The following is a 22,322-nucleotide window of genomic DNA, read 5'->3' on the forward strand; positions in this document are numbered from 1 at the left end:
GTTGACTTGACGGGCCTTTTTGTCGGAAATTTGGTTGCGGGGGCAGGATTTGAACCTGCGACCTTCAGGTTATGAGTTCGTTTTCAAACCCCTACTCACACGTTTCCGGCACCGCGCCAGAGCATCCGATTTCTCTATAATACCTTGTTCCTATTGATATTTTTTTGAAGGCAAACTACGCTTCAGTTTCGTCGGAAGCGCTCTCTTTTCCTCCCAAGTGATTCCGATTTGATTCCGGAGATTCAGGCGCTCGTGGGGTGCTCCATGGCCAAGATCACGAAACGGTCCGTCGATGCCGCCGTCCCCGGCGAGCAGGAGTTCTTCCTCTGGGACGAGGAGTTGAAGGGCTTCGGACTGCGCGTCTATCCCTCGGGCCGGAAAATATATCTGGCCCAGTTCCGGGCCGGCGGCCGCCTTCGCCGGGTCAACATCGGCCCCCATGGTGTCCTGACGCCCGACGTCGCCCGGACCGAGGCCATGAAGCATCTGTCCGACGTCCGGCGCGGCAGCGACCCGGCATCCGAACGTGACCGGCGTAAGGCCTCCCCTACCATGAAGGAGTTCGGCAAGCGCTTCCTGGAGGACTACGTCGCCTCCCACTGCAAACCAACCACCCGGGCAGAATACAAACGGTCCATTGAACTGTTCATCAACCCCAAGCTCGGCAGCCACCGCATCATCGATGTGAGCCGCGCCGAGGTGGTCGAGCTTCACCAATCCCTGAAAGCCACCCCTTATCAGGCCAACCGCACCCTGGGCGTTCTCTCCGTCATGTTCACCGTTGCCCACACCTGGGGCGTCCGGACCGATGGCGTCAATCCGTGTTGGAAGGTGAAGCGCTACAAAGAGGTCAAGCGCGAACGCTACCTTACGCCGGACGAACTCGCCCGCCTCGGCAAGGTGTTGCGCGAATCCACCGCCGAACCCGAAGCGGTCAACTGTCTCCTCCTCCTCCTCCTGACAGGCTGCCGTCTCAGCGAGATCCAGAAGCTCAAATGGGAGCATGTCGATCTCAACATCGGCGTGCTCCGGCTGCCGGATTCCAAGACCGGGGCAAAACTGGTGACGATCGGGAAAGCCGCCGTCGAGGTGCTCAAGGACATCCCCAAGGTGACGGACAACCCCTATGTCATCACCGGCCAAATCGAAGGCCAGCATCTGACCGACATGCAGCGTCCCTGGCGCCGGCTGCGCAAGCGCGCCAAGCTGGAGGACGTGCGCATCCACGACCTGCGGCATTCCTTCGCCTCCGACGCGCTCCAACTCGGCGAGGACCTGCCGATGATCGGCCGCCTGCTGGGGCACACCCAGGTTCAGACGACTGCCCGGTATGCTCACCTGAAGACCGATCCGATCAAAGCTGCAGCCGACAAAGTAGCGGATGCTATCGCAACCGCCCTCGCCCACCCTCTCAGAAAGGCCACACATCCAAGCTGATGGAATAGTTCAATGCTGAGCACCGGCATGAGAATCAAGCGTCATCTTTCACAGCCCCGTGACCTGCTCCCCAAGTTTCCTCCACTCAGAGTGCGAGTCCCCTCATGTGATGCCCTGAATGGGCGTTGATGGCAACCGGGGCTGGGGCATGCCCCGGCCCCGGTTGCGGCGACGTCCGCGTGGCGACTTCGATCGGTGTGGCGCCGCCGAGGCCGGTGTGCGGTCGGACGTGGTTATAGTCGCTCCGCCACGCCTCCAGGACGGCACGGGCATGGGTGAGCGAGGTGAACAGAGTCTCGTTGAGGCATTCGTCGCGCAGTCGCCCATTGAACGACTCCGCGAAGGCGTTCTGGAACGGCTTGCCGGGCGCGATGTAATGCCACTCCACCCGGCGTTCCTGCGCCCAGGCGAGAATGGCCATGCTGGTGAACTCGGTGCCGTTGTCCGACACGCACACGACCGGCCAGCCGCGGCGCGCGGCGATGGCGTCCAGTTCCCGCACGACGCGCCGGCCCGACAGCGAGGTATCCGCCGCCAGGCACAAGCATTCGCGCGTGAAGTCGTCCACCACCGCCAGGATGCGGAAGCGGCGGCCATCGCTCAGGGCGTCGCTGACAAAGTCCAGCGACCAGCGCTGGTTCGGCCCTTGCGGCACGGCGACGGGGGCACGTGTGCCAAGGGCACGCTTCCGACCACCGCGCCGGCGCACCCGCAGCCCCTCCTCGCGGTAGATCCGCAGCAGTTTCTTGGCGTTCACCTTCACCCCTTCGCGCGTGAGCAAAAGCCCCAAGCGCCGATAGCCGAACCGGCGCCGCTGGGCGGCCAGTTCCCGCAGGCGGATTCGCAACGGCGCGTCGTCCATACGCCGGGAGCGGTAGCGGACCGATGAGCGGTCCACGCCGAGAATGGCGCACGCCCGCCGCTGGCTGATCCCATGCACCGCCTGCGCATGGGCCACAGCCGCTCGTCGAGCCGCGGGCGTCACCATTTTTTTGCGGCCAGATCCTTGAGCACCGCGTTGTCGAGCATCGCTTCGGCGAGCAGACGCTTCAGGCGGGCGTTCTCGTCCTCCAGCGTTTTCAGCCGCTTGGCTTCCGACACCTCCAACCCGCCGTACTTCGCTTTCCACCGGAAGAACGTCGCCTCGCTGACGCCGTGCTTGCGGCAGACCTCCGCCGTCGGCCTGCCGGCCTCCTGCTCGCGCAGGATCCCGATGATCTGTTCCTCGCTGAACCGGCTCTTCTTCATGTCCGTCTCCTTGCTCGACGGACTCTAACTCAGCGTGGGGGAGTTTCTGGGGAGCAGGTCACCCGTAACCCCATCAATCCTGGAAGCTGTCTCAAACGAACGTGCAACCTTGATGAAATGTTGAGCAGGTGGAACCAGACCAGTTGCTGGCCAAACAGCGACAATAGTCATAACCAGCGGTGGCATCAACGGGCGGCTGGTAATTCCGATCGCAGTTACAAGGGATTGGTTGGAAGCAGGCAGCACAGCGATGCCAAAGCCAGCCGCCACCAACGCCAACCGAACTTCCTGGTGGGGAAGTGCTGTGATGATGCGCGGCTTGATACCTACCGAACAGCAAGCATCAAGCAACAAACCGGCTGCTATACTATCGTACTCCACGGATCCGGCGAGAAGAAGTTCGTCAGCCAAGCGGCGAACATCAACGGACGGCTCCGCCGCCAATGGATGAGTAGCCGGCAACGCAAGATGAATATTTTCCTGCCATAATGCCTCAATGGTTGCTCTTTCAACAGGATTTAAGGACGGAGTCAGGCATAAATCTAGCTGCCCGTTGTCGAGCATGGCCAGAAGGTACGGAGGTGACCCATCATAGACAACCACACCATATTCCGGTTCCTCCTGTAGGAATGCTTGTAGCGTCTTTGCCAGCCATCCTGTGGCAGCGTCGGCGGCTATACCGAGGCGCATTGGCGCGCTTCGTCTACCTGCCGTAGTCCGAGCAATGACGGCCGCCGCGTCCAAAGCAGTAAGAATGCGCTGAGCTTCGCTCAAGAAGGCAATACCGGCGGCCGTCAAGCGGCTGCCTGAACTGGTACGTATCACCAGTTGCACACCAACATCCGTTTCCAATGCTCGGATCGACTGGCTGAGCGCTGGTTGGCGTAGGCCAAGCCAATGGGCAGCACGATGAAAACTGCCAGCTTCAGCTAGAATATTTAGATAGCGCAATTGCCGCAATTCCACAGCTCACCTCATGCAAAAATAGGATAATTAAATAAAAAATCCATAATTATACATAAAAAAAATAGATTGATAATCTTTCATGCCCTATTTCTGCTCCTAATTCTTGCGGTCATTGCCAGCCCCATCCATCACAACCTCTCCAGTCTCCAGGCCGCATCCAACCGGAGACCGGAAAGGTTCCGATAAGCCCTTCCCCTACTTGGCCAGCTTCAGCGAATCGATCTGGTAGACGCCCTTGGCATCCTTGCCGACGGTGAAGGCGATGGTATCGCCGATCTTGACGGGTACGAGATCGACGCTCGGCGCGACGCCGAAATCCATCGTCATGGCCGGCCAGCCCAGTGCCTGGATCGGCCCATGGGTCACATTGATCCTGCGGCTGGCGGCGTTCACGGCGTTGACCTTGCCGGTCGTTCCGTTGGCCGCGGCTGCCATCGTCCCCATGGGCATGCCGCCTCCGGCTCGGTCGTGATTCATGGTCATCTGGGCCGATGCGACGGCGGGCAGGACCAGCAGCGTGGCGAGCACGGCGGTCAGAATCTTACGATGCATGGAGAGTCTCCTTCTTGGGCTGAGCATCGATGGACGAAGGGTCACGGGGAAGCGGCGGCTTTGCTGCCGCCTGACGGCGGATCGCCGGCGTCTTGACCAGGGCGTAGAGGGCCGGAATGACCAGCAGCGTGAGCACGGTGGAGGAGACCATGCCGCCAATCATCGGCACGGCGATGCGCTGCATCACCTCCGAGCCGGTACCGGTGCTCCACATGATCGGCAGCAGGCCGGCCATGATGGCGACCACCGTCATCATCTTCGGACGCACGCGCTCGACGGCGCCCTCCATGATGGCGTCGTAGAGGTCGGCCACGGTCATGGCCTGCCCCTCGGCGGCACGGCGACGCTTGCGGTCCTCCAGCGCGTGGTCGAGGTAGATGAGCATCACCACGCCGGTCTCGGCCGCCACGCCGGCCAGCGCGATGAAGCCCACAGCCACGGCCACCGAAAGGTTGAAGCCGAGCAACGCCATGTACCAGATGCCGCCGACCAGCGCGAAGGGCAGCGACAGCATGACGATCAGCGTCTCGGTAATGCGCCGGAAATTCAGGTACATCAGCAGGAAGATGATGGCGATCGTCACAGGGATGACGATCTTCAGCTTCGCCGCCGCACGCTCCATGTACTCGAACTGCCCGCTCCAGGTGACGTAGTAGCCGGCCGGCATCTGGACCTGCCCGGCGACCGCCTTGCGTGCGTCGGCGACATAACCGCCGATGTCACGGTCGCGGATGTCGACGTAGATGTAAGCCGACAGCAGCGCGTTCTCGGTGCGCACCGTCGCCGGTCCCTTGGTCAGCCGCACCGAAGCGAGCTGCCCGAGCGGGATTGCCCCACCCATGTCCGGGTGCAGCAGGATGCGGCTGGCGATGGCGTCCGGGTTGCTGCGCAGTTCCCGCGGGTAGCGGACGTTCACGGAAAAGCGCTCGCGCCCTTCCACGGTGGTCGTGACCATCTCGCCGCCGAGCGCCGTCAGGATGGTGTCCTGCAGGTCGCCGACGGTCAGGCCGTAGCGGGCCAGTTGCTCGCGGTCGGGGTCGATCTCCAGGTAGTAGCCGCCGACGATGCGCTCGGCGTAGGCGCTGGTGGTGCCGGGCACGGCCTTGACAACCGTCTCGATCTCGCGGGCCAGCCGTTCCATCTCCTCCAGGTCGTTGCCGAACACCTTGATGCCGATCGGCGTGCGGATGCCGGTGGACAGCATGTCGATGCGTGCCCGCAGCGGCATCGTCCAGGCGTTGGAGATGCCGGGCATCTGCACGGCCTTGTCCATCTCCGCCACCAGGGCGTCGTAGGTCATGCCCGGCCGCCAGTCCGACTTGGGCTTCAGGTTGATGACCGTCTCGAACATCTCGGTGGGGGCGGGGTCGGTGGCGGTGGCGGCGCGCCCGGCCTTGCCGTAGACCGACTCCACCTCGGGGAAACTCTTGAGGATACGGTCCTGCGTCTGGATCAGCTCGGCTGCCTTGGTGATCGACAGACCGGGAAGCGTGCTCGGCATATAGAGGATGGTGCCCTCGTTGATCGCCGGCATGAATTCGCTGCCCAGCTTGGAGGCCGGGACCACCGACCAGGCCAGCAGCCCGGCAGCGATCAGGATCGTCAGGATCTTGGCCCGCAGCACCAGCTTGATCATCGGCCGGTACAGCCAGATGAGCAGGCGGTTCACCGGGTTCCGGCGCTCCGGCACGATGCGGCCACGCACGAACAGCAGCATCAGCACCGGCACCAGCGTGATCGACAGGAACGCCGCCCCGGCCATGGCGAAGGTCTTGGTGAATGCCAGCGGCTTGAACAGCCGGCCCTCCTGCGCCTCCAGCGTGAACACCGGCAGGAAGGACACGGTGATGACCAGCAGGCTGAAGAACAGCGCCGGCCCGACCTCCACCGCCGCGTCGATCAGCACCTTGGCGCGGTTGGCGTCCGGCGGTGCGTGCTCCAGCCGCTTGTGGGCGTTCTCGATCATCACGATGGAGGCGTCCACCATGGCGCCGACGGCGATGGCGATGCCGCCCAGGCTCATGATGTTCGAGGTCATGCCCATCCAGTCCATGACGATGATGGCGATGAGCACGCCAATCGGCAGAGTGACGATGGCGACCAGCGCGCTGCGCACATGCAGCAGGAAGACGATGCAGACCAGGGCCACGATGACGCTCTCCTCGATCAGCGTCACCTTGAGGTTGTCCACCGCCCGCAGGATCAGGTCGGAGCGGTCGTAGACGCTCTCGATGCTCACGCCCTCGGGCAGTCCGGCCTTCAGCTCGGTCAGCTTGTCCTTGACGCTCCGGATGACGTCGAGCGCGTTCTGGCCGAAGCGCTGCAGAACGATGCCGCTGACTACCTCCCCTTCGCCGTTCAGCTCGGTCAGGCCGCGGCGCTCGTCGGGGCCGACCTCCACCCGCGCCACGTCACGCAGCAGAATCGGCGTGCCGCGGTCGACTTTGAGGACGATCTCCTCGATGTCCTTGGTGCCGCGCAGATAGCCGCGCCCGCGCACCACATACTCGGTTTCGGCCATCTCGACGACGCGGCCGCCGACGTCCTGGTTGGACATGCGGATCGCCTGGGCGATCTTGGCCAGCGGCACGCCGTAGGCCTGGAGCTTCTGCGGATCGACGACCACCTGGTACTGCTGGACAAAGCCGCCGACGCTCGCCACCTCGGCCACGCCCTCGGCCTTGGTGAGCTGGTAGCGCAGGTACCAGTCCTGCAACGTGCGCAGTTCGGCCAGAGTGCGGTCCTTGGCAAGGACGACATACTGGTAGACCCAGCCCACGCCGGTGGCGTCCGGCCCCAGCGTCGGGGTGACGCCGTTGGGCAGCCGCTTGGCGGCGAAGTTCAGGTACTCCAGCACGCGCGAGCGCGCCCAGTAGATGTCGGTGCCATCCTCGAAGATGATGTAGACGAAGGAGGCGCCGAAGAACGAGAAGCCGCGCACCACCTTGGATTTCGGCACGCTGAGCATGGCGGTGGTGAGCGGGTAGGTGACCTGATCCTCGACCACCTGCGGCGCCTGGCCGGGATAGTCGGTGTAGAGGATGACCTGGACGTCCGACAGGTCGGGCAGCGCGTCGAGCGGAATGCGCGACACCGAATAGGCGCCGATCCCGATGAGGAACAGCGTGCCCATCAGGACCAGCGCGACGTTGCGCGCGGACCAGCGGATGATGGCGGCGATCATGGCGAGGCCCTCCGCCGGCTATTGGTGCTGGTGCTGGCCGCCGCTGCCGCCGAAGGCGCTCAGGGCCGCACGCAGGTTGCTTTCGGAATCGATCAGGAAGTTGGCGCGCACGACGACGCGCTCGCCCTCCTCCAGCCCGGCGAGGATCTGGACGTAGCCGTCGGCGCGGGCACCGGCCTTGACGTCGCGCGGCTCGTAGCGGCCCTCGCCGGTCTCCACCAGCACCGCCTGCCGCCGGCCGGTGTCGAGCAGGGCGGAGTCCGGCACGGCCAGCCCCGCCATCGCGCCCGGGACGGCGTTCACGTCGGTGGCCAGATGCACAGTGGCGTAAAGGTTGGGCTTGAGCAGGCCATCGGCGTTGGGCAGCTCGATGCGCACCTTGCCGGTGCGGCTTTCGGCGGTCAGCGTCGGATAGACGAAGCCGACCCTGCCGGAGAAGCCCCTGCCCGGCAGCGAATTGACCGTAACCTCCACCTCCTGGCCCGGCCTGACATGGCCGAGATCCTGTTCGAACACGTCGGTGATCAGCCAGACGTTCGACAGGTCGGCGATGCGGTAGAGCGCCTCACCGGGCATGAAACGCATGCCCCGCACGGCCGTCTTCTCCAGAACCACGCCGCCGGCGGCCGCGCGGTAGGTCAGGGTGCGCGAGGCCTTGCCGGTCTTGCGCAGCCGTTCGATCTCCTCTGCGGGGACGTCGAGGTTGCGCAGCCGCTGGAGCGACGCCTCGGCAAGCTGGCCGCCGCCCTGGCGGGCGACGAGGTATTCCTGCTGGGCGAGCACCAGTTCGGGGCTGTAGACCTCCATCAGCGGCTGGCCCTGGCGGACGGTGGCGCCGGTGGTGTCGACCAGCAGGGTTTCGATCCAGGCCTCGAACTTCGGCGCGACGATGAAGAGGCGGCGTTCGTCCACCTGGACCGTGCCGACCGCCCGCACCTGGCGGGAAACCGTCCGCCGCGCCGCCGCTTCGGTGCGCACGCCGAGCTTCTGGACCTTGTCGGGGCTGATGGTGACGGCACCGGATGCGCTGTCCTCGCCTTCGTAGACGGGGACGTAGTCCATGCCCATCGGGTCCTTCTTCGGCACCGGAGAGGTGTCCGGAAGCCCCATGGGGTTGCGGTAGTAGAGGATCTTGCGCGAACCGGTCGGGGACTGTGCCGGCGCAGCGGCCGGCGCCGACACGGCGTCCCCCTCGTAGACGGGGATGTAGTCCATTCCCATGCTGTCCTTCCTGGGCACCGGAGAGGTGTCCGGAAGTCCCATCGGGTTGCGGTAGTACAGGACCTTCCCCGGACCGGAGGGTTGCTGCGCCGCGGCGGGGGCGCCGTGCCCGGCATGGCCCGACTGCGCCAAGGCCGGCGTCCCGGCCGCAAGGACAGCGGCAAGGAGAGTGGCCAGGTGGATGGACGGGCGGCTCACAGTTCACCTCCGATCAGGCGTTCGATCTCGGCAAGCCGGATCTGCTCTTCGAACGTCACGTTCACGTATTCGACCAACGCGCGGCGCAGCGTCTGCTCGGCAACCAGGAGGGTGGCGAACTCCTCCCGCGACTGTTCGTAGCCGCGCGCGGCGGACTCCAGGGCGATGCGCGCCTGGGGCAAGGTGATCTCCCGCACAATGCGCTTGCGCTCTTTCAGCGCGGCCAGCATGGCATGGGCCTCGTGCACGTCGGTGGTGACGTCGAGGCGGAGTTGCTCCAGCTTGGCCCGCGCCGCTCCAGCCATCGAGGCGGCTTCGCGCTGTTCGGCCCGGCGGCGGTCGGCATAGAGCGGGATGTTGACCTCGACCATCGCCTGATAGCCGTCGAAGCGGCCATCGCGCCGCATCGCGCCAATGCCCAGCTCGACGTCCGGATAGCCGTTCTTCTCGGCGAGGCGGCGCGTACCGTCCGCGGAGTCGATCTGCGCGAGCTGGGCGCGGATCGCCGGATAGTCGGAGCGGGCGCGGTCGGCAAGCGCGTCGACCGAAAGCGTCTCCAGCGGCGGGACCGACCGGGGCCGGGGTTTGGCCGGCAACGGCGTTTCGGGCGAACGGACGAGCAGCCCGTTTAGGCGCACTTGGGCGCGGTGGCGGTCGGCGTCCATGCGCGCGAGGTCGGCGGCGAGCGCCCCGGCTTCGGCGTTGGCGCCGGTGATGTCCTGCTGCTTGCCGGGGCCTTGGGCATAGCGGACGCGCGCCAGTTCCGACAGACGGCGGACCGTCCCGAGCAGTTGGCGGGTCTCGTCGGCCGCAAGATGCGCCGCGTGGTATTCGGCGTAGGCGACCTTGACGCGGTAGGCGATCTGGTTCGCCACCTCGGCCTGGGCGGCGGCGGCCTTGCGACTGTCCGCCGAGGCGATCTCGCGCTTCAAGTCGCGCTTGCCCCACAGCGGGAACATCTGGCGCACCTGATACAGCTCGCGGCCGGCGCGGTCGCGCGGCAGGTAGCCGGGCTCGTTGCGCGGCAGTTCTAACTCGACCTTGAACTTGGGGTCGTCGAGAGAGCCCGCGGAAACGATGCGCGCCGTCGCGACGTCGGCCTCAAGGGCCATCGCGGCGGCCTCCGGATTCAGACGCCGGGCGGTGTCGATGAGATGGGTGATGTCGGTGTTCGGCTCAGCCGCGACGGCGGCCGTGCTGCCGAGCAGCAGGATCGCGGTCACGGCAAGCATCGCACGTGAAAGGCGCAAACGGGATGGTGCGATCATAGTTTTGTTCCGTACGGCCGGTCGGCTCGCCCCTGGCTGGCCATGGGGCGGCATGACGCGGACGGTTCCGTTCGAAGGACGGTGTCAAGGCGTGCGCCGCCAGGACCCAGGCTCACCGAACCGCAGTCCCGACACGTCGGTGTTGACCGGTGTCAACCGTGATGACCGGAGGATGCCTGGTCGAAGGCGATCGCTGCGCCGCCAAAAACAATGGCGGTCGGCAAGGCCATCGCGGCAGCGGCAAGGGTGTGGATCGACATGGTGCTCCCCCTTCGGTAGCCGGGCCTTGGCGACAGCCGGGCGGAATACCCGCCCTCTTCGATGACCTTGGCCGTTGCTCCATGTCTCCGTTCTACGTCCCACCGTGTTTCAAAGATGGGCATGAAGTGTAACGAAGTGTTGCAGAGCGCCATCGACGCCGGCGAATCCGCGAGCCACTGTGCAGACCGCAACCGGCAAGGCTGCCGCTGCTGGCCAGGGCGCCATCGCCCATGGAGATGGTGGTGGGCTGAACCGATCGTCCTCTGCCAAGTGACGATCGGAATCAGGTCGACAGTCACCCTACGACGAAAGGGTGGAGGTCATGCTCGACGCATCTTTGACCATCGGCGATATCGGCCCCACCGCGGAACCTGCACCACCGGCCGAGGTACCCATCGCGCCCGAAGACGGAGGCTCAGCCTGATCCCCCAGAAAGCGGCGGATGTCCTCATACCTCACCCGAACGTCGTCCATGGTCTGGTAATAGCCGAGGAGTTCGCGAAGCGGCGCCGACATATCCTTGTGGGCGGCCAGAACCGCCACGAGGGCTCCCAGAGAGAGGCGCCCCTCGATCACCAGGTAACCGCCGATGGTGTAAAAGAAGAACGGTGTGAGGTGAGCGATGAAGTTGTTCAGTCCCTTGATGAAGAATTTTCGGCGATAGATGTCGAGCCGAATCGCCTGCACGCGCTTCAGCGATCGGGCAACGGCCAGCACGGGGCGTGAACGGTCATGCCGGCGGTGCGGGGACGCATCGGCCACAGCCGCACCGAACAAACGCAATTCTCGCGACCGTTCACGCGCCAGGGCACTGACCCGGCGTTGCAGACGGGGCACGAGAGCGATTTGCAGAGGGACCAAAGTCAGAGCGGCAGCTCCCAACACTGGATCCTGAACGATCATGAAGGCGAGGATCGTCAGAAACGTCCCCCCCTGAAGCACGGGAACCAGGAAGGTATCGCCGGTGAATCCGGCAATCGGCTCAACTTCCTGCACCAGCACCGGAATGAACAGCGCGTGGTCGCACGGCGTCTTGCCTCGGGACCAGGCCCGGAAAGCGGCAAAGCGCATGCGACGCATCATTCCTTCGGCCAGACGGCCCTGAAGCAGATTGATGACGTATTTCAACGCTCCGCTCGTCAGAACGGCGCCGAGATAGAAGATACACAGGATAAACAGGAGCTCGTATTTTGACAGCACATATCCAATTACCGTAGAGGTATCGTTTCCCACATTCAAAGCTTTGTTTATGATCTGCTTGGGAAGCTCCAGCACCGCATAGAGAAGCGGCAGGGACAGCAAAGCTGTCACAAGAAGGATGGATTGCTCCTTCCTGGTGTGCTTGAGGATGTAGAGAAATAGGTTCGACGGAAACGGCGATACGACATCCCGCGGCATCTCTTTCCGGGAGCCGGACAAGCGCCGCCGGACAGCGCCGATCCCCCACGCCGACAGCAAGGCAAGAAAGGCCAGTGGCATCGCCACGAGGACGATGTGGACGACAACATGCATCCACAGATACGGGCTGGGAAAGACAGCCGTGACGATCCAGTTGCTCAGCTGGTGGAAATGGTCCTGAAAAAGGAAATCGCTCATTTCATACCTGACACAGCGTCTTCTGGCGCACTGACGGAAAGCCCCATTCACAAGCCGATCCAGCGCTCGACGTCCATTTCGAGCGCTGGATCAAGCGGGAGGTGCCGACCAATCCGACGTGGCTTCGGGGTGAACACCACATGTGACGGATGAGAACGCCACGCCGGCATCGGCGCTCGTTCTCACCGTCTCCTCCGAGGGAGCTACCGCGCCCTCAAGACGGTCAGCATGCAGGCCTGCGACAGACCGTTCAGGCCGGATGCCCGCACAGAGGGCCGCCATAGGGGCTGATTCAATATTTCCGCGACCGGTCTTCCAGCGCGGTCGTGCTGTCACGCCGCCAGCCCTCAAGCAGAATGTGGCGCTCGCCCCGATGCTCCATGGCTGGGAGGTGTGTCCCCAGCTCAGGATCCAGCGCATCGGTGCCGACCGGTATTAGCTGTGATAGCCGGAGGATGCCTGGCCGATGGCGAAATCGAGATAGCTGTGCGCCTGAGTGTGGTTGCCCTGCCCGTGCAGATAGGTGCCATAGGCGGCGTTGCGCTCGACAATGCTCCGGGTGACGCGATCAAGGGCATGATTGCCACCCGTCAGCAGGGCGCTGACCGTCTGGAGGCGGTTGGCGCAGTGATCCTCCGCCGCACTGGCAACGGCGGCGCCGGAAAGAATGATGGCGGTCGACAGGGCCGCGGCGGTGGCAAATGTGCGGATCGACATGGTGCTCCTCCTGGAAATTCGGGACTCGGGCCTTGGCGGGAACCGGGAGGGATGCCCGTCCTCTTCGATGACCTTGGCCGTTGCTCCATGTCTCCGTTCTACGTCCCTCCGTGTTTCAAAGATGGGCATGAAGTGTAACGAAGTGTTGCGCAGGGAGATGGTCGGAATGCGTGATCGCCCACCGGCGGGATTCCGGACGCGGTGCGACGGAACATGACAATTCAGGGTTTACGCGCCACTCCGCCGACGCCATCATCATGGAACCTCCCGCTGCTCCTGCGGAAACCTCTTCCCAATTGCTCGTCTTGCCATGCTTCACATCCTCGTCGTTGACGACAATCCGGAGATTCGTGATCTGCTGAGCCGCTTTCTGCGCAAGCACGATCTGAAGGTCTCCACCGCCCGCGATGGCTACGAGATGCGGGAATGCCTGCGAAACGGGCCTGTCGATCTGATCGTGCTCGACCTCATGCTTCCAGGGGACGATGGGCTGAAGCTCTGCCGGGATCTGCGCGCGGATTCCACGATCCCGGTCATCATGCTGACCGCGATGGGCGAGGAGACCGACCGCGTCGTCGGGCTCGAGATGGGTGCGGACGACTACCTGACCAAACCGTTCAGTCCACGCGAACTGCTGGCCCGCATCAAGGCCGTGCTCCGCCGAACCGGAGCCGCAGCCGAAAACACCGACCGATCGAACAGCGGCGGTCGCATCGTACGTTTTGCCGGATGGACGGTCGATCTCATCCGCCGCGAACTGCGTTCGCCCGACGGCGCGTTGGTCGACCTGACCGGCGGTGAGTATGATCTGCTGGTCGCCTTCGTCGAAAATCCCAACCAGACGCTGTCGCGCGACCGGCTGTTGGACATCACGCGCAGTCGGGCGGCATCGGCGTTCGACCGCGCCATCGATGTCCAGGTCAGCCGGCTGCGCCGCAAGATCGAGAACGACCCGGACCAGATCATGATCAAGACAGTGCGGGGTGTCGGCTACGTTTTCACGGTTGCCGTGGAACGGGCGTGATGCGCCTGATTCCCGACAGCATGGCGGCCCGCACCATCGCGGTAATGGTGGCCGGCCTGACGCTGTCCCATCTCGTCAGCATGGGAGCCTACGGGATCGATTTGCTGGCGCAATCGGATCGATCCGTCGAACAGGAGACGGTGGAGCGCTTCATCGCCGCGCGCTCGGCGATTCTCCAGGCGCCCGAGGCCGATCGCGAGCGGACGGCCGCTCTCTTGTCGCGGCGGGCGCTCGACGTGCGGTGGGGGCGCTCCGCAGTGGTCGATGAGGGGGAGCCGGAACATCCGCAACTCACCGCAATACGGACCCGGTTGCTGGAGGTCGTCCCCGATCTGAATGGGTCGTCGCTTCGGCTCGCCCTGGCCGACGATCCCGACCATCCGGAAGCGGCAGGCCACATGGTGCTGATCTCGGCTCCGTTGCCAAACGGCGAGTGGCTCAATCTGCGCTCCTCGCTCGGCGATCCACCGATGCACACGCCGACCAACCTCCTCCTGTCGACAGGGCTGATGGCTCTGGCGGTCTTTGCACTGTCAATCCTCCTGATCCGGTCGGCGACGGCACCGTTGCGGACCATGGTCCGTGCGGCCGAGCGCCTCGGCGTCGACGTGACCGCACCGCCGCTGCCGGAGCAAGGCCCGAGCGAGATCCGTCAAGCCGCGCACGCCTTCAATGAGATGCAGGCGCGCATCAAGCGGCTGTTGTCCGACCGCACGCAAATGTTCGCAGCACTGTCCCACGATCTGCGCACCCCACTCACGGTGCTGCGCCTGCGCGCCGAGTTTGTTGAAGACGAAGAGCAGCATGACAAGATGCTGGCCGACATCGCCGAGATGGAAGAGATGATCAATGCCACGCTGGCTTTTTTGCGCGATGAGGGCACGCAGGAGGTGAGCAAGATGATCGATCTGACGGCCACCTTGGCCACGATGTGCGATACACTCACCGATGCGGGACGGGATGTCGAATTTTCGGGCGAGCCACACGCACTCTTGTACGCCCAGCCGATAGCGCTGCGCCGCGCCTTTCGAAACCTGGTCGACAACGCCATCAAGTATGGGCACCGGGCGCAGCTTGTCCTCTCCACCGACGCAGAGTGCATCATGGTGGATATTCTCGACGAGGGACCGGGGATTCCCGAGGCGGAGCGGGAAAAAGTGTTTCAGCCCTTCTACCGGATGGAGCGGTCCCGGAACCGCGGTACCGGGGGCTTCGGTCTCGGACTGACCATCGCCCACACGACCATTCGTGCCCATGGCGGGAGCATCGCGCTTTCCGACCGATCGGAAGGAGGCCTTCGCCTGACGGTCTCGCTCCCACGCACGCTCAAGTGAGACACGTCCTCACGAGCGCCCCCACGCTGGGATCTCATCGAGTCTGACTCATGCGTGACATTCTGCCACACCGCCCTTCCAACCACCGCTATCGTTCTCCATCAAGCGTACCCTGCTGTTGATTGATGCGTGTGGTCGGCTTAGGTTTTTGGACGGAACGGTGCGGCGGACTTCCCGCTCCGACCTCCTGCAAAGGACGAAGGCGGTTGCCATGTGGCGCGGAGTGCAATCGGCGGTAAGGAGGGGGGTCGTGAGCCTGCTGATGCTGGCCACGTTGCTCGCCTATGCCGCGCCGAGCCACGCCGCCCCGGCAATCCATCAATCTCCTGCGCCCCGCGAGTACGCATTGACCGACACCCACAGCGATGCCGTTGTCGGCGTGGTTGATCACGAGCATGAGCAGACGCCCTGCAACGGAAACGCTCCGCTTGACAACGGCACCTGCTGTAGCGTGGCCCAGTGCGTCACGATGCATGGTGGCTTGCCGGTGGTGTCGTTCGAACCGCTCGTCCCGCACCTGACTGTGCCGAACCATCGGCCCATTCTTGCCACGCCGGAAGGCATTGGCAGCGATCCCGCTCTGCGCCCTCCTCTCTGATCCTCTGACGCCACGAGTCCGTCCGCGTCCAACCTGAGCCTCGGCTCGGCGAAGAACTCCGGTTCCGGCTCTCGTGCGCATGGCTCTTGTGTCCCCGGCCTCTCCGCGTGGAGTCCGGCCTGGGGATCGGCTCGAAACAGATGATCAGACGGAGGACGCCATGTCGTCTTTCTCCCGCAAGATGCTCCCGGCCGTCGCGCTCGCCACCATGCTGTCGGCCCCGCTGGCGCAGGCCCAGACCAGCGACCAGGATCACGGCGCCCATCATCGGCCCCATGGGCATGATGTGAGGATCCGGCCATGATGCGCGATCACACGCACAACGCGTCGGAACCGAACGGGCGTCTGCCTTGGTACCGCACCTGGACCGGCCTCGCCACGCTGGCGGTCTTCGCCCTGGCGGTGCTCTACCTGTCGCTGTTCCACGTCACGCACGTGCTCGACGCTCTGCCCCTCGTCCTGCTGCTCGTCTGCCCGCTGATGCACCTGTTCCTGCACGGCGGCCACGGGCATGGCGGGCATGGCAATGGAACCGACAGCGCCGACCGCACCGACAAGGGAGGCTCGCCATGATCCATGAGACCTCGGCTTACGGGCTATGGATGCTGGTCATCCTCAACTCGGCGATCTTCATCATCTTCGCTTTCAGCTTCACAAAGCCACACTCGCCGCGGGACTGGCGTTCCTTCGGAGCGTTCAGCGCCTTCATCTTGGCGCTGTTCACCGAGATGTACGGCTTTCCGCTAACCATCTACCTGCTCTCAGGCTGGCTGCAGTCCCGTTATCCGGGCCTCGACCTGCTGTCACACGACGCTGGTCATCTATGGTCGACACTCTTCGGCATGAAGGGTGACCCACATTTCAACGTCCTGCATGTCCTCAGCAACCTGTTCATCTTCAGCGGCTTCATTCTGCTTTCGGTTGCCTGGAAGACGCTCCACGCTGCCCAGAAGGAATATCGGCTCGCCAACACCGGGGCGTACGCCTACATCCGCCACCCGCAGTATGTCGCCTTCATCATCCTGCTCGGCTTCCTGCTCCAATGGCCGACCATCCTGACTCTGGTCATGTTCCCACTGCTCGTCGGGATGTATGTGCGACTGGCCCACTCCGAGGAGCGTGAAGCTCTCCGGACGTTCGGGGCCGACTATGAGCGATACGTTGCCGCCACACCGGGATGGTTCCCGCATCGTTCGGGACATCGGCCGAACCGCCCCCGTGTGGAAGGTGCGTCCGGTGAGTGAGTTCAGGGCCAAGCATAGGATGCTGATGAAGCGGACGATGGACGCGATGGTGTCGTCCTGGCCGCTCCCTACCCCTTGGAAGACCTGGAGAATGCGATGATATCTGGTTCCAAGAAGACAGCGGCACCGAGGGCGCAGGGGAAGGCCCGCTTGGTGCGCAAGAGAAAATTCATCAGTGTGGCGATCATCGGCATGCTGCTCGGCGGCGGGCTATTGGCGGCACCGCCCCTCCTGGGCAGCGCACCAGCTTCAGCCCAGGAGGTCGAGGTCTGGAAGGCGCGTGCCTGCGACTGCTGCGAAGGCTGGGTGAAGCACATGCGTTCCGCTGGCTTCACCGCGAAGATCCACACCGTCGACAATCTGGATCCGATAAAGGCCGCTAACGGCGTTCCGGACGGTCTCGTGTCCTGCCACACCGCGGTGCTGGACGGTTACGTCGTTGAAGGGCACGTGCCAGCCACCGACCTTCATCGGCTCCTGGCCGAACGCCCCCAAGCCAAGGGCCTTGCCGCTCCAGGGATGCCGCCATCGGCGCCTGGCATGGACATGCCCGGTCAGCCCTACGAGGTGATCGCGTTCGGTGCCTCCGGAGGCTTGGCGGTCTATGCACATCATTGACGACAGGATGAAGACCGCCCGGTTCCGCTGGGCGGTGGCAGGCGGAGCCGCGCTGGTTGCTGGAACGCTCGGGCTGCTCGGAGCCTTCGCTTGGCAACCCAGCGCGCCGACGACCGTTGCCGATCCGCAAAACACGGCCCAGGTCGCGCAAGGGAGCACGGTCTACGCCGAACAGTGCGCGTCGTGCCACGGAGAGCGGCTCGAAGGTCAACCGGACTGGCGGAGCCGCAAGCCGAACGGTCGGTTGCCGGCACCGCCACACGATGCCTCTGGCCACACTTGGCATCACCCCGACGCCGACCTCTTCAAAATCACCAAGCAGGGAATTGGTGCGTTTGCGCCATCGGGCTACGAGAGCGACATGCCGGCCTTCAGCGGCATCCTGCGTGACGCCGACATCTGGGCCGTCCTGGCCTTTATCAAGAGTTCATGGCCGGAGGACGCACGTCGCCGCCAAGCCGCGACGAACGACCGTGCACAGAAATGAAGCGGGATCGGGTGATCTTCCTTTGGGGCTTGACCTTCCAATGACTGGAAGGCGGAGCTTCCAAGAGAGACCGTCTGAGACACCATCGGTTGGCGGGTCGCAACGTTGAAGGCCGCCAAGGGAGTGCTGGATATGAAAGACGCGCACCACGAACACACCCATCACCATAGCCACCATCACCAAGCAGGACACCACGGCTCTCCAATGGTGAAGGATCCTGTTTGTGGCATGATGGTCGACCCGGAACACACTGCACATCACGCCGAGCATCATGGCGAAACCTTTCACTTCTGCTCGGCGCGCTGTCGGGAAAAGTTCGTCACCGCTCCGAAGCCGTACCTGAAGCCGGCTGCCAAGCCAGCGGTCTCGGAGGGAACAGGACACGTCTCGCCCCAGAAAGGGGTGATCTACACCTGCCCGATGCATCCGGAAATCCGCCAGGAGGGACCGGGCAATTGCCCGATCTGCGGCATGGCTTTGGAACCCGTCGGCGCCAATCTTGAGAATGAGCCCAATCCCGAACTTGTCGATATGACGCGGCGGTTCTGGATCGGCTTGATGCTGAGCGTGCCGCTGCTGGTGCTGGAGATGGGCAGCCATATCCCGGCGCTGGGCATACATGACGTGGTGCCCCCCCTGATCTCGGTCTGGATTCAGCTCCTCCTGGCGACACCCGTGGTGCTGTGGGCAGGCTGGCCGCTGCTGCAGCGTGGTTGGCAGTCGTTCCTCGGACGGCGCTTGAACATGTTCAGCTTGATTGCGCTGGGCGTCGGTGTGGCCTACCTGTTCAGCTTGGTGGCGACGTTCCTGCCCGACCTCTTCCCACCGAGCTTCCGCGGCATGGATGGTGTGGTCGCCGTCTATTACGAGGCGGCAGCCGTCATCACGGTGCTGGTCCTGCTGGGACAGGTCCTCGAACTGCGTGCACGAGAACAGACCGGTGGCGCCATCCGCGCCCTGCTGAACCTAGCGCCGAAGACCGCGCGCCGGATTCGGGAGAACGGCGAGGATGAGGAGGTTCCACTCGATCAGGTCCAGGTCGGGGACCGGCTGCGCGTCCGGCCCGGCGATGGAGTGCCGGTCGACGGCGAAGTGATGGAGGGGCGCAGCAGCGTCGACGAGTCGATGGTCACCGGTGAAAGCATGCCGGTGGAGAAGGAACCCGGCACCAAGCTCATCGGCGGCACGGTGAATCAGGCAGGCGGACTGATCATGCGGGCTGACAAGGTCGGCTCGGATACCATGCTGTCGCGGATCGTGACCATGGTGGCCGAGGCGCAACGCTCGCGGGCACCGATCCAACGCATGGCCGATGTGGTGTCCGGCACCTTCGTTCCGGCGGTCATCGCCGTGGCGGTCCTGGCCTTCGCCGGCTGGATGATCTGGGGACCGGAGCCCGCCCTCGCCTACGCACTCATCGCCGCAGTCTCGGTGCTCATCATCGCGTGCCCCTGCGCGCTCGGACTGGCGACGCCGATGTCCATCATGGTCGGGGTGGGCAAGGGAGCGACCGCGGGCGTGCTCATCAAGGACGCCGCTTCGCTCGAGCGGTTCGAGAAGGTCGACACCCTGGTCGTCGACAAGACCGGCACGCTGACCGAGGGCAGGCCGCGGGTGACCGCCGTGGTTCCGGCCCCGGGGATCGACGAGGCGACGCTGCTGTCGTTGGCGGCAAGCCTGGAACGGTCGAGCGAGCACCCACTGGCCGCTGCGATCGTTGCGGCGGCCAAGGAACGAGGTCTGCCCGTGCATGAGGTCGCCGATTTCAGGTCCATGACCGGAAAGGGTGTTCTTGGTGGCGTCGGCAGCCAATTGGTCTCCCTGGGGAACGCCGCCATGATGCGGGATCAGGGCATCGCCCTTGGCGATTTGGAGGGGCGCGCCGATGAGTTCCGGCGTGACGGTGCCACCGCACTGTACGCCGCCATCGACGGACATCCTGGCGGTATCATCGCGGTCGCGGACCCGATCAAGGTGAGCACACCGCAGGCCTTGGAAAGCTTGCGGGCCGACGGTGTCCGTATCGTGATGCTGACCGGCGACAACCGGACCACGGCGGAGGCCGTGGCGCGCCGGCTGGGCATCGACGAGATCGAGGCTGAGGTGCTTCCGGACCAGAAGCATCAGGTCGTCCGCAAGCTGAAGTCCGAAGGCCGCGTGGTGGCAATGGCGGGCGATGGCGTCAACGACGCCCCGGCGCTTGCCGAAGCCGACGTGGGCGTGGCCATGGGCACCGGGACGGAGGTGGCCATTCAGAGCGCCGGAGTGACCCTCGTGAAGGGCGACCTAGCAGGGATCGCGCGGGCGAGGATCCTGAGCCGGGAAACCATGGGCAATATCCGGCAGAACCTGTTCCTGGCGTTCGTCTACAACGCGCTCGGCGTGCCGGTGGCGGCGGGAGTCTTCTACCCTCTGTTTGGCTGGACGCTGAACCCGATCATCGCCGCCGCGGCGATGGCCTTGAGTTCCGTGTCGGTGATCGGGAACGCCTTCCGGCTGCGCGGACTGAAGCTGTGATCCTGTGCATCCGTCCGTCATGCAGCGGCTTCACCTCAGGGTTTCTGAAGGCGGGGTCCCGGCAGGCCGCCGAAGCTTTAGAATCCGAAACATGAGGAATCCCAAGGCGGTCCCGGTTGCAGCCGGGGCTGCGCTGAGCTGGAGATTGTACGATGCTGTCTGTGGGCCGCCACCTGTCTCCCTATCTGCACCGGTTCAGGCGCCTGCACACGCAGTCGGCTGCTCGTGGCAGTTGCTGCTCCCCTCCCCTGTTCACGGCGCTGCTGATCATGCTGTTCGACCTGCCTTCGAAGATCATGCGCAAGGGCCAGCCCTCCTCCCACCCGTGATCGGCTCCGACGCAGGACCCGCCGCTGTGGTGCGATGTACGTCCGCCGTTCCGCTGCCTCCTTTACAAGCCGGTTCAGCAGGGCTGCCCATCCGGGCCGGTCTTGCCGGATCAGGTCAGCGTCCGCGATATGGCGTGGATCGCCTTCATGCCGGATCCGAACCGAGCGATCGAGTCGCGATGGCTTTCCAGTTCTCCGTATGGGAGATAGCGGACTCTGAGGTCGGCGACGCGGGAGAAGGCCGGGCGGGACAGCTGCGCCCGCACCTCCTCCTCTCGTCCGTTCGGCGCAACCAGGAACAGCCCTTCGAGCGCGTGGGCGTCCGTCCCCAAAGCCAAATCGAGCATGCGGACGATGCCCGAATAGATCGAGGTGGAATGCTCGACCTCGTAGGCGGCGACGACGCGGTCCTGCGCCGGGTCCAGCCACAGCACGTCGATCAGGCGGACGGCGTCGGCGCCGGACGCCCGCTCGACCATGTCGGGAAGCCTCTCAAGGCAGCCATCGGCCAGCTTGCCTCCGCCATAGGGGCGGCTGCGGTCGTTGGCGGCAATCCAAACGCCATAGCCCAGCGCCTTGCCCAAATCACGCAGCCAGCCCTGGATTTCGGTGTGGGTCCGGTCACCTTCGCGCCCGGCGATCAGGACCTTGGACGCCTTTGCGCTCTCCTCGCGCACTTTGGCGAGATCAGCCTCCCACGCCACCCGTGCCGCGACGTCGTCCTCGCGGGGCGGCGGAGCGTAGCGGCCGGAGCCGACGTCAAACAGCAGCCCACCGATGGCACCAAGATCGTTCGACAGCAGGTCACGATACCCGGCGTTCAGCGCCAGAATGCCTTGGCGCATGGCCAGAAACTCATCCCATCGGCCGAGCTTGACCTTGGCACCGGTCAGCGCGTTGTAACCGTTGACGATGGCCGTGTTGAACGGCGGAATCAGGGTTGGATGCAGGAAATACAGCAGATTCGCCACGGCTGGGCCAAGGCCCTTGATCTGCTTGGCGTCGATCTGCCGGATGGCGGCGAGGATCTGCGCCTCGGCGTTGCAGCAGACACAGGCGTCGAGCAAACGGCCGAAGGCGCGCTGGTTGTCGGAGTTCTCGTAGATATCCGGAATGCGCAGCTTGGGTTTCCATAGGAAGGCGTGATCCGCACCCTTGAAGATCTGGCGCTGTTCGGCGATGGAGTGCACCACCGTCTCCAGCGACGACCCTCGGTAGGCGTTGCCGAACGTGCCGGCCTCAATGTCGGCCACGACCTGCTGGATGCCTCGGCGGATCGAGCGGAAGTTCTTTACCCGCTCCTCCCAGAGAAACCAGGACCGGTAGGTGGCTCCCGGATCGTCCCGCCAACGCTGGATCAGGGCTCTCAAGGGCTGGGACACCGTGCGCTCCTTCTTTTCCTCCTGCCCAGATTAGGACAGCGCCCCGCAGCTCTGCAACTGTCGCGGGTTTACTCATCATGTCACGAAGCCGCTCCGGGCAATCGTCGAAGAAAAATACTTGACCTTCCAGCGGCTGGAAGC

Annotated in this window: 20 protein-coding genes; 11 read left to right on the forward strand and 9 right to left on the reverse strand. The window is 64.4% G+C overall.

The annotated features are described in order from the left end of the window. Positions 1 to 264: 264 nt before the first annotated feature. Positions 265 to 1,437, forward strand: coding sequence for a site-specific integrase (locus QSG27_RS08665; protein ID WP_306705166.1), 1,173 nt, complete (start codon positions 265 to 267; stop codon positions 1,435 to 1,437). A gap of 85 nt (positions 1,438 to 1,522) precedes the next feature. Here the strand turns inward: QSG27_RS08665 and QSG27_RS08670 are convergent. From QSG27_RS08670 to QSG27_RS08705, 8 genes are all read right to left on the reverse strand, one after another. Then, positions 1,523 to 2,685, reverse strand: a protein-coding gene (locus tag QSG27_RS08670) for an IS3 family transposase (RefSeq protein WP_407653190.1) whose coding sequence is annotated in 2 segments (ribosomal slippage) — positions 1,523 to 2,427 and positions 2,427 to 2,685 — 1,164 coding nt in all. Because the reading frame shifts where the segments join, the coding sequence is not laid out codon by codon here. A 24-nt stretch (positions 2,686 to 2,709) separates the two neighbouring features. After that, positions 2,710 to 3,651: a LysR family transcriptional regulator gene (locus QSG27_RS08675; protein ID WP_306705169.1), complete on the reverse strand. Its 942-nt coding sequence runs from the start codon at positions 3,649 to 3,651 to the stop codon at positions 2,710 to 2,712. A gap of 195 nt (positions 3,652 to 3,846) precedes the next feature. Next, complete coding sequence (locus QSG27_RS08680) at positions 3,847 to 4,203, reverse strand: copper-binding protein (protein ID WP_306705171.1); 357 nt, start codon at positions 4,201 to 4,203, stop codon at positions 3,847 to 3,849. Beyond that, complete coding sequence (locus QSG27_RS08685; protein WP_306705173.1) at positions 4,193 to 7,387, reverse strand: efflux RND transporter permease subunit; 3,195 nt, start codon at positions 7,385 to 7,387, stop codon at positions 4,193 to 4,195. The genes QSG27_RS08680 and QSG27_RS08685 overlap by 11 nt, the downstream gene beginning before the upstream one ends. A gap of 18 nt (positions 7,388 to 7,405) precedes the next feature. Beyond that, positions 7,406 to 8,602, reverse strand: a complete 1,197-nt coding sequence (locus tag QSG27_RS08690) for an efflux RND transporter periplasmic adaptor subunit (RefSeq protein WP_306705175.1) — start codon at positions 8,600 to 8,602, stop codon at positions 7,406 to 7,408. A 200-nt stretch (positions 8,603 to 8,802) separates the two neighbouring features. Further along, positions 8,803 to 10,029: a TolC family protein gene (locus tag QSG27_RS08695; RefSeq protein WP_306705178.1), complete on the reverse strand. Its 1,227-nt coding sequence runs from the start codon at positions 10,027 to 10,029 to the stop codon at positions 8,803 to 8,805. A gap of 606 nt (positions 10,030 to 10,635) precedes the next feature. Next, a complete protein-coding gene (locus tag QSG27_RS08700; protein ID WP_306705179.1) occupies positions 10,636 to 11,931 on the reverse strand; it encodes an ABC transporter ATP-binding protein in 1,296 nt (431 codons plus the stop codon). A 435-nt stretch (positions 11,932 to 12,366) separates the two neighbouring features. Then, entirely contained in the window at positions 12,367 to 12,648 is a 282-nt protein-coding gene (locus QSG27_RS08705; protein WP_306705181.1) for a hypothetical protein, read from the reverse strand. A gap of 310 nt (positions 12,649 to 12,958) precedes the next feature. On the opposite strand from QSG27_RS08705, the gene QSG27_RS08710 reads away from it, so the two are divergent. From QSG27_RS08710 to QSG27_RS08755, 10 genes are all read left to right on the forward strand, one after another. After that, complete coding sequence (locus QSG27_RS08710) at positions 12,959 to 13,672, forward strand: response regulator (RefSeq protein ID WP_306705183.1); 714 nt, start codon at positions 12,959 to 12,961, stop codon at positions 13,670 to 13,672. Beyond that, on the forward strand, positions 13,672 to 15,006 hold the full coding sequence (locus QSG27_RS08715) for an ATP-binding protein (protein WP_306705185.1): 1,335 nt from the start codon (positions 13,672 to 13,674) through the stop codon (positions 15,004 to 15,006). The genes QSG27_RS08710 and QSG27_RS08715 overlap by 1 nt, the downstream gene beginning before the upstream one ends. Before the next feature lie 250 nt (positions 15,007 to 15,256). Beyond that, positions 15,257 to 15,604: a hypothetical protein gene (locus QSG27_RS08720; RefSeq protein WP_306705187.1), complete on the forward strand. Its 348-nt coding sequence runs from the start codon at positions 15,257 to 15,259 to the stop codon at positions 15,602 to 15,604. A 160-nt stretch (positions 15,605 to 15,764) separates the two neighbouring features. After that, complete coding sequence (locus tag QSG27_RS08725) at positions 15,765 to 15,908, forward strand: hypothetical protein (RefSeq protein WP_306705189.1); 144 nt, start codon at positions 15,765 to 15,767, stop codon at positions 15,906 to 15,908. After that, positions 15,905 to 16,177, forward strand: coding sequence for a DUF2933 domain-containing protein (locus QSG27_RS08730; RefSeq protein WP_306705190.1), 273 nt, complete (start codon positions 15,905 to 15,907; stop codon positions 16,175 to 16,177). The genes QSG27_RS08725 and QSG27_RS08730 overlap by 4 nt, the downstream gene beginning before the upstream one ends. Further along, on the forward strand, positions 16,174 to 16,848 hold the full coding sequence (locus QSG27_RS08735; protein ID WP_306705191.1) for a methyltransferase family protein: 675 nt from the start codon (positions 16,174 to 16,176) through the stop codon (positions 16,846 to 16,848). Before QSG27_RS08730 ends, QSG27_RS08735 begins: the two co-directional genes overlap by 4 nt. A 153-nt stretch (positions 16,849 to 17,001) precedes the next feature. Further along, positions 17,002 to 17,466 (forward strand): DUF411 domain-containing protein, encoded by a 465-nt coding sequence (locus QSG27_RS08740; protein WP_306705252.1) that lies wholly within the window; start codon positions 17,002 to 17,004, stop codon positions 17,464 to 17,466. Beyond that, entirely contained in the window at positions 17,453 to 17,953 is a 501-nt protein-coding gene (locus tag QSG27_RS08745; RefSeq protein WP_306705192.1) for a c-type cytochrome, read from the forward strand. Before QSG27_RS08740 ends, QSG27_RS08745 begins: the two co-directional genes overlap by 14 nt. Before the next feature lie 204 nt (positions 17,954 to 18,157). After that, positions 18,158 to 20,470, forward strand: coding sequence for a heavy metal translocating P-type ATPase (locus tag QSG27_RS08750; protein ID WP_306705254.1), 2,313 nt, complete (start codon positions 18,158 to 18,160; stop codon positions 20,468 to 20,470). A gap of 152 nt (positions 20,471 to 20,622) precedes the next feature. Continuing rightward, the gene (locus QSG27_RS08755; protein WP_306705194.1) at positions 20,623 to 20,799 is read left to right on the forward strand and encodes a hypothetical protein; all 177 of its coding nucleotides are present in this window, start codon (positions 20,623 to 20,625) and stop codon (positions 20,797 to 20,799) included. 110 nt (positions 20,800 to 20,909) lie between these two features. On the opposite strand, the gene QSG27_RS08760 is transcribed toward QSG27_RS08755, so the two are convergent. Next, the gene (locus tag QSG27_RS08760; RefSeq protein ID WP_306705196.1) at positions 20,910 to 22,181 is read right to left on the reverse strand and encodes a type II restriction endonuclease; all 1,272 of its coding nucleotides are present in this window, start codon (positions 22,179 to 22,181) and stop codon (positions 20,910 to 20,912) included. Positions 22,182 to 22,322 lie beyond the last annotated feature (141 nt).

Origin of the sequence: Azospirillum isscasi, from assembly GCF_030849505.1 — a bacterium.
Classification (GTDB): Bacteria; Pseudomonadota; Alphaproteobacteria; order Azospirillales; family Azospirillaceae; genus Azospirillum; species Azospirillum isscasi.

Excerpts from the sequence above, each read along its gene's own strand:
- QSG27_RS08665 (WP_306705166.1), top strand. The coding sequence starts at position 265 with ATGGCCAAGATCACGAAACGGTCCGTCGATGCCGCCGTCCCCGGCGAG.
- QSG27_RS08680 (WP_306705171.1), bottom strand. The coding sequence starts at position 4,203 with ATGCATCGTAAGATTCTGACCGCCGTGCTCGCCACGCTGCTGGTCCTG.
- QSG27_RS08685 (WP_306705173.1), bottom strand. The coding sequence starts at position 7,387 with ATGATCGCCGCCATCATCCGCTGGTCCGCGCGCAACGTCGCGCTGGTC.
- QSG27_RS08690 (WP_306705175.1), bottom strand. The coding sequence starts at position 8,602 with ATGGACTACATCCCCGTCTACGAGGGGGACGCCGTGTCGGCGCCGGCC.
- QSG27_RS08700 (WP_306705179.1), bottom strand. The coding sequence starts at position 11,931 with ATGAGCGATTTCCTTTTTCAGGACCATTTCCACCAGCTGAGCAACTGG.
- QSG27_RS08705 (WP_306705181.1), bottom strand. The coding sequence starts at position 12,648 with ATGTCGATCCGCACATTTGCCACCGCCGCGGCCCTGTCGACCGCCATC.
- QSG27_RS08710 (WP_306705183.1), top strand. The coding sequence starts at position 12,959 with ATGCTTCACATCCTCGTCGTTGACGACAATCCGGAGATTCGTGATCTG.
- QSG27_RS08715 (WP_306705185.1), top strand. The coding sequence starts at position 13,672 with ATGCGCCTGATTCCCGACAGCATGGCGGCCCGCACCATCGCGGTAATG.
- QSG27_RS08725 (WP_306705189.1), top strand. The coding sequence starts at position 15,765 with ATGTCGTCTTTCTCCCGCAAGATGCTCCCGGCCGTCGCGCTCGCCACC.
- QSG27_RS08730 (WP_306705190.1), top strand. The coding sequence starts at position 15,905 with ATGATGCGCGATCACACGCACAACGCGTCGGAACCGAACGGGCGTCTG.
- QSG27_RS08735 (WP_306705191.1), top strand. The coding sequence starts at position 16,174 with ATGATCCATGAGACCTCGGCTTACGGGCTATGGATGCTGGTCATCCTC.
- QSG27_RS08745 (WP_306705192.1), top strand. The coding sequence starts at position 17,453 with ATGCACATCATTGACGACAGGATGAAGACCGCCCGGTTCCGCTGGGCG.
- QSG27_RS08750 (WP_306705254.1), top strand. The coding sequence starts at position 18,158 with ATGGTGAAGGATCCTGTTTGTGGCATGATGGTCGACCCGGAACACACT.
- QSG27_RS08755 (WP_306705194.1), top strand. The coding sequence starts at position 20,623 with ATGCTGTCTGTGGGCCGCCACCTGTCTCCCTATCTGCACCGGTTCAGG.